General features: G+C 70.9%; 7 protein-coding genes. 6 read left to right on the forward strand and 1 reads right to left on the reverse strand.

The genetic code is table 11. The annotated features are described in order from the left end of the window. Positions 1-89: 89 nt before the first annotated feature. The 6 genes from ACZ3KP_RS35685 to proC all read left to right on the forward strand — a co-directional run bounded on the left by ACZ3KP_RS35685 (position 90) and on the right by proC (position 4,535). Entirely contained in the window at positions 90-410 is a 321-nt protein-coding gene (locus ACZ3KP_RS35685; RefSeq protein ID WP_358985990.1) for an SH3 domain-containing protein, read from the forward strand. 62 nt (positions 411-472) lie between these two features. Continuing rightward, positions 473-979, forward strand: a complete 507-nt coding sequence (locus ACZ3KP_RS35690) for an EamA/RhaT family transporter (protein WP_467504701.1) — start codon at positions 473-475, stop codon at positions 977-979. Between the two features lie 111 nt (positions 980-1,090). Further along, on the forward strand, positions 1,091-1,891 hold the full coding sequence (locus ACZ3KP_RS35695; RefSeq protein ID WP_467504703.1) for a class I SAM-dependent methyltransferase: 801 nt from the start codon (positions 1,091-1,093) through the stop codon (positions 1,889-1,891). Between the two features lie 137 nt (positions 1,892-2,028). Next, on the forward strand, positions 2,029-2,838 hold the full coding sequence (locus ACZ3KP_RS35700; protein WP_360564297.1) for an ABC transporter ATP-binding protein: 810 nt from the start codon (positions 2,029-2,031) through the stop codon (positions 2,836-2,838). Further along, on the forward strand, positions 2,835-3,617 hold the full coding sequence (locus ACZ3KP_RS35705; RefSeq protein ID WP_467504705.1) for an ABC transporter permease: 783 nt from the start codon (positions 2,835-2,837) through the stop codon (positions 3,615-3,617). Before ACZ3KP_RS35700 ends, ACZ3KP_RS35705 begins: the two co-directional genes overlap by 4 nt. 105 nt (positions 3,618-3,722) lie before the next feature. Further along, positions 3,723-4,535 carry a pyrroline-5-carboxylate reductase gene (proC, locus tag ACZ3KP_RS35710; protein ID WP_358985977.1) on the forward strand — a complete coding sequence of 271 codons (813 nt, stop codon included), beginning with the start codon at positions 3,723-3,725 and terminating at the stop codon, positions 4,533-4,535. A gap of 30 nt (positions 4,536-4,565) precedes the next feature. On the opposite strand, the gene trpS is transcribed toward proC, so the two are convergent. Then, positions 4,566-5,612, reverse strand: a complete 1,047-nt coding sequence (trpS, locus tag ACZ3KP_RS35715) for a tryptophan--tRNA ligase (protein ID WP_467504707.1) — start codon at positions 5,610-5,612, stop codon at positions 4,566-4,568. Between the last annotated feature and the right edge of the window lie 632 nt (positions 5,613-6,244).

Genomic DNA, 6,244 nt, shown 5'->3' on the forward strand with positions numbered 1-6,244 from the left:
TTCGAGTTGCGGACGTGTGTTTCGTGGCTCGATCCAGGGGAATCAACGGGACTCCATGGCACTCATGGGTCCAGTGGGGGGAGTACCACATGTCTGTCGAGCACGCGCAGGAAGCCGGGAGCAGCGGAGAGGGCGCAGCCGTGACCGCCTCGGCGGCATCCGTCGCGACGTACGCGGTCGCGCCGGGCGTCCGTCTCAACGTCCGCAGCGGCCCCGGCACCAACTACAGCATCACGCGGACCCTCCCCGAGGGCACCCGCGTCCCCATCTTCTGTCAGACCCCCGGCACAACGGTCTCCGGCTACTACGGCACGTCGAACATCTGGGACAACATCGACAACGGCGAATACGTCTCCGACACCTACGTCCACACCGGCAGCGACGGCTACGTGGCCGATCGCTGCGGCTGACCCTCGCACCGGCCCCGGCCCCGGCCCGGAGCCCGCGGAGCCCTCGGCGCCATAATCGTCCCGTGAGCGACGAAACAGGCACCCCGGACAGCCCCGCGGGCTCCACCGGCGGCCCCCGCCCCGAGCCCCTCCGCTTCTTCGGCACGTCCTGGGTGCACCACGACGACGGCTACACCGCCCGCCGCATCGGCGTAGCCATCGGCTCGCTCGCCGCCGCCGTCGCCTCCTGTCTGGTCCTGCGCCTCGCCTACGAGGGTGTACAGCTCGCCGACACCGGGGCCTTCGTCACCGTCCTCGTCGTCGCGATGTTCGCCATCTGCAGCGCTCTCGCCTTCCGCACCACCTGGGACTCCTTCGGCAAGCGCCCCGACCCCGAACGCCAGGCCTCCCTGCGCGGCCTGCTCGCCATCGGCTTCGTCGGCTCCCTGCTCGCCTACTTCTTCCGCTCCCTCACCGAGGCCCCCGGCGAGAAACTCCACCGCGCCGAGTACGACACCGCCGTCAAGGAACACGAACGCCGTACCACCCGCCGCACGGGCAACCCCTCGAAGAAGAAGCGGAAGCGCTGAGCCCGTACGCACGGTGCGCCCCGTAAGCCCCGTATGCCCCGTGCGCCACCCGAGCCGCCCCGCTCGGAAATCCCCTGTCGCCCCGCGCCCCACCACCGGGACGATGACCGCATGACCACGAGCCAGTCACGCCCCCCGGTCCCCACCCCCTCCTCCCACACCACCCGCGCCCACTCCTTCAACGCCGCCGCGGCCCAGTACGCCGCGAACCGCCCCTCCTACCCGCCCGCCCTGCTCGACGCCGTCGAGGAAGAGGCCGGCCGGTCCCTCACCGGGGCCACGGCGGTCGACGTCGGCGCGGGCACCGGCATCGCCACCGCCCTGCTGCACGCGCGCGGCGCCGACGTGATCGCGGTGGAGCCGGGGGAGGGCATGGCGGCGCAGTTCCGGGCCACCTTTCCCGACATCCCGATCGTCCGCGGCGACGGCAACGCCCTCCCGCTCGCCGCCGACACCGCCGACTTCCTGACCTACGCCCAGGCCTGGCACTGGACCGACACCGCCCGCTCCGTGCCGGAGGCGCTGCGCGTCCTGCGTCCCGGCGGCGCGCTGGCGCTGTGGTGGAACACCACCCCCCTCGACGTCGACTGGATCGCCGCCCAGGACGACCGCCTGAGCCGCTTCTTCGGCGTGGCCACCGCAGCCGAGAAGCGCAGCACCGCCGACCGCACGGACCTCGCCGACCCCAGCGGCCGCCTCCGCTTCACCCGCCGCGAGGTCCGCTGGAGCCGCCGCGTCTCCGTCGACACCCACCTCGCCAACATCGGCAGCCACTCGGCGTTCCTGGTCATCCCCGAGGACCGCCGCACCGCCTTCCTCGCCGAGGAACGCTCCCACCTGCTGAAGGCCTTCCCGGACGCGGTCGTCGAGGAGACGTACGACGTCCTCCTCCTCGTCGCCCGCAACGACTGAGCCGCGCCGGGCGACGGGGGCGGCGACCCCGGGTTGGGGGCTGACTGACCGCAGGGTTCCTCCCCAGCCTTCGGTGTCAGCAGTGGTGCGCACCCCGCTCCTTGACGGCCCTGTCCCCTCGGCGCATTATTCATCACATGGTGAATTACTCGTCGGAGCCGCCCCAGGCCCCCGGCAGCACAGCCCTGCCCCCCGCCGTCCAGGCCACCGGCCTCGTCGTCACCCGCGGCCCCCGCACCGTCCTGCGCGGCCTCGACTTCACCGTCCCCCGGGGGCAGATCACCGGTCTGCTCGGCCCCTCCGGCTGCGGCAAGTCGACCCTGATGCGATCGATCGTCGGCACCCAGGCCAAGGTCACCGGCACCCTGGACGTCCTCGGCAGCCCCGCCGGCCACCCCACCCTGCGCACCCGCATCGGTTACGTCACTCAAGCCCCCTCCGTCTACGACGATCTGACCGTCCGCCAGAACCTCGACTACTTCGGCTCCGTCCTCGACCCCGCCCGTCCCACCGCCGACCGCCGCACCGACGTCGAACGCGTCCTCGGCGAAGTCGACCTCACCAGCCACGCCGACGCCCTCGCCGGCAACCTCTCCGGCGGCCAGCGCAACCGCGTCTCCCTGGCCGTCGCCCTGCTCGGCGCCCCCGAACTCCTCGTCCTCGACGAACCCACCGTCGGTCTCGACCCCGTCCTGCGCCGCGACCTCTGGCAGCTCTTCCACGCCGTCGCCGCCGACCGCGGCGCCACCCTCCTCATCTCCTCCCACGTCATGGACGAGGCCGAGCGCTGCCACCGCCTCCTGCTCATGCGCGACGGCGAGATCCTCGCCGACGGCAGCCCCGAAGCCCTGCGCACCCGCACCGGCTCCGACACCGTCGAAGCCGCCTTCCTCCACCTCGTCGACGCGGCGGCCGCCCAGTCCCGCGCAAAGGAAACGGCACGATGACCACCCAGCAGACGACCACCCCGACCGCCCCCGTGAGCGTCCTCAACCTCTCCCGCACCACCGCCACCGCCGCCCGGGTCCTGCGCCAGCTCCGCCACGACCCGCGCACGATCGCGCTGCTGCTCCTCGTCCCCTGCCTGATGCTGGTCCTGCTCCGCTACGTCTTCGACGGCAGCCCGGGCACCTTCGACAGCATCGGCGCCTCGCTCCTCGGCATCTTCCCGCTCATCACCATGTTCCTGGTGACCTCCATCGCCACCCTCCGCGAACGCACCTCCGGCACCCTCGAACGCCTCCTCGCCATGCCCCTCGGCAAGGCCGACCTCATCGCCGGCTACGCCCTCGCCTTCGGCACCCTCGCCGTCATCCAGTCGGCCCTGGCGACCGGCCTGGCCGTCTGGTTCCTGGGCCTCGACGTCACCGGCTCACCCTGGCTCCTGCTCCTGGTCGCCCTGCTCGACGCCCTGCTCGGCACGGCCCTCGGACTCTTCGTCTCGGCCTTCGCGGCCTCGGAATTCCAGGCGGTCCAGTTCATGCCCGCGGTGATCTTTCCCCAACTCCTCCTCTGCGGCCTGTTCACCCCTCGCTCCGACATGCACCCCGTCCTGGAAGCCGTCTCCGACGCCCTGCCCATGTCCTACGCCGTCGACGGCATGAACGAGGTCCTCCACCACGCCGACATGACCACGGCCTTCGTCCGGGACGTCCTGATCGTCGCCGGCTGCGCCCTGCTCGTCCTGGTCCTGGGAGCCGCCACCCTGAAGCGCCGCACGGCCTAGCCAGGCCGAGGACGCCGGACCCAGGACACGGCCAGGACACCAGTGCGCGTCCGTCCAGCGGACAGCCACCCCCGCCGCCCCGAGGCCGGTGCCAGACTGAACCGCATGAGTCAGAAAGTCGCAGTCCTCGGCACCGGCAAGATCGGCGAAGCCCTGCTCAGCGGGATGATCCGCGGCGGCTGGGCACCCGCCGACCTCCTGGTCACCACCCGCCGCCCCGAACGCGCCGAAGAACTCCGCACCCGCCACGGAGTCACCCCGGTCAGCAACGCCGAGGCCGCGAAGACCGCCGACACCCTGATCCTCACCGTCAAGCCGCAGGACATGGGCACCCTCCTCGACGAACTCGCCCCTCACCTGCCCGCCGACCGCCTCGTCATCAGCGGCGCCGCCGGCATCCCCACCTCCTTCTTCGAGGAGCGCCTCGCCACGGGCACCCCGGTCGTCCGCGTCATGACCAACACGCCCGCCCTCGTCGACGAGGCGATGTCCGTCATCTCCGCCGGCAGCCACGCCACCGCCGCCCACCTCGCCCACGCCGAGGAGATCTTCGGCGCCGTCGGCAAGACCCTGCGCGTCCCCGAGTCCCAGCAGGACGCGTGCACCGCCCTCTCCGGCTCGGGTCCGGCGTACTTCTTCTACCTGGTCGAGGCCATGACCGACGCCGGCATCCTGCTCGGCCTGCCCCGCGACAAGGCCCACGACCTGATCGTCCAGTCGGCGATCGGCGCCGCCGTGATGCTCCGCGACAGCGGCGAACACCCCGTCAAGCTCCGTGAGAACGTCACCTCCCCCGCCGGCACCACCATCAACGCCATCCGCGAACTGGAGAACCACGGCGTACGGGCCGCCCTCATCGCCGCCCTGGAGGCAGCCCGCGACCGCAGCCGCGAGCTGGCCTCCGGCAACAAGGACTGAGGCCCGGACCCACCCCGCGGGGACGGCGGACTACCGAGCCGAGTTCACCGCCGGCTCCGGTGCGGCCGTCCCCGAGAAGGCCCCCGGCGGCAACAGCCCGATCGCCCGGTAGGCCGTATCGACGATCGGCCGGGCGATCGCCCGCGCCTTGTCCGCCCCATGCCGCAGCACCTCCTCCACATAACCCGGATCGGCACACAACTCCCTGTGCCTGGCCTGCACGGGCCTCAGCACCTCCACCACCGCCTCCGCGGTGGCCCGCTTCAGAGCGCCGTACGAATCGTGAACGGTCGCCAGTGACTCAGGGTTCCCGTCCGTGCACGCAGCGAGAATCTCCAGCAGGTTCGCGACCCCGGGCCGCTCCTCCCGGTCGTACACGACCTCCCGCCCGCTGTCGGTCACCGCCCGCATGACCTTCTTCCGGATCACGTCCGGCTCGTCGAGCAGGTAGACGATCCCGGGCCCCGAGTCGTCGCTCTTCCCCATCTTCGACGTCGGATCCTGCAGGTTCATCACCCGCGCGGCCACAGTCGCCACCGTCGCCTTCGGCACCACGAACGTGTGCCCGTACCGCTGGTTGAACCGCACCGCCAGGTCCCGGGTCAGTTCCACGTGCTGCGTCTGGTCGTCGCCGACCGGAACCTCGTCAGCCCCGTACGCCAGGATGTCCGCGGCCATCAGCGCCGGATAGGTCAGCAGGGACAGCCGCACCCCGCGCCCCCGGGTCCCCTCGCTCGCGACCTTCTCCTTGTACTGGATCATCCGCCGCATCTCACCGTCCGTCGCCACGCACTCCATGAGGTACGACAGCCGGGTGTGCTCGTCGACATGACTCTGTACGAACACGGTGCACAGCTCCGGATCCAGCCCCGCCGCCAGCAGCAGCGTCGCCGCCTGCCGGGTGAGCCTGCGCAACCGCGCCGGGTCGTGGTCCACGGTCATCCCGTGCAGATCCACGACGCAGAACACGGCATCGGCCCGGTGCTGGTCCACCGCGGCCCACTGCCGCATGGCCCCCAGGTAGTTCCCCAGGGTCAGGTGCCCGGTCGGCTTGATCCCGCTGAAGACCCGTGTCATTCCTTCTCCACCTCCTGGCCGGAGCCGCCGTCCCGGGCGGCCGGCCCTCAGGAGTTCCGGAGGGAGAAACACGAACGGCCGCCGAGGCGGCGGCCGTTGGATGCGTACGTGAGCGCGGCCGCCGTCAGGCGGCCCACCACTGCTGGGTACACGTACGCGTAGTCATGTCGGCCACCATACGCCGCCGGAATGCCGTGCTGCCGCAAGTTGACACACCCCGAGCGGCTACGTACTGTTCTCCGAGTTGTCCGACGTGAGCGCCGACCCCGGTCGGTCCCCGGACAGCCATTCCGCAAGTACCAACCAGCAATCGGCGCCACGGTGTCGTGTCGCTTCGGCGTGCGTATTCGCGAAATGAGGAATCCACGTTCGAAAGGACGCGGCCCCCGATTAGCTCGGAGGCCGGGAATCCGCTAAAGTCTCACTCGTCGGAACGGCCCAACAGCCGGGATGACAACCCCGCTGACTGGGAATCAGGACCGAGAGGATCTGATAGAGTCGGAAACGCCGGAAAGGGAAACGCGAGAGCGGGAACCCGGAAAGCACCGAGGAAATCGGATCGGAAAAAGATCTGATAGAGTCGGAAACGCAAGACCGAAGGGAAGCCCGGAGGAAAGCCCGAGAGGGTGAGT

Source organism: Streptomyces sp. NPDC020958, from assembly GCF_055562175.1.

Excerpts from the sequence above, each read along its gene's own strand:
- proC (WP_358985977.1), top strand. The coding sequence starts at position 3,723 with ATGAGTCAGAAAGTCGCAGTCCTCGGCACCGGCAAGATCGGCGAAGCC.
- ACZ3KP_RS35685 (WP_358985990.1), top strand. The coding sequence starts at position 90 with ATGTCTGTCGAGCACGCGCAGGAAGCCGGGAGCAGCGGAGAGGGCGCA.
- ACZ3KP_RS35705 (WP_467504705.1), top strand. The coding sequence starts at position 2,835 with ATGACCACCCAGCAGACGACCACCCCGACCGCCCCCGTGAGCGTCCTC.
- ACZ3KP_RS35695 (WP_467504703.1), top strand. The coding sequence starts at position 1,091 with ATGACCACGAGCCAGTCACGCCCCCCGGTCCCCACCCCCTCCTCCCAC.
- ACZ3KP_RS35700 (WP_360564297.1), top strand. The coding sequence starts at position 2,029 with ATGGTGAATTACTCGTCGGAGCCGCCCCAGGCCCCCGGCAGCACAGCC.
- trpS (WP_467504707.1), bottom strand. The coding sequence starts at position 5,612 with ATGACACGGGTCTTCAGCGGGATCAAGCCGACCGGGCACCTGACCCTG.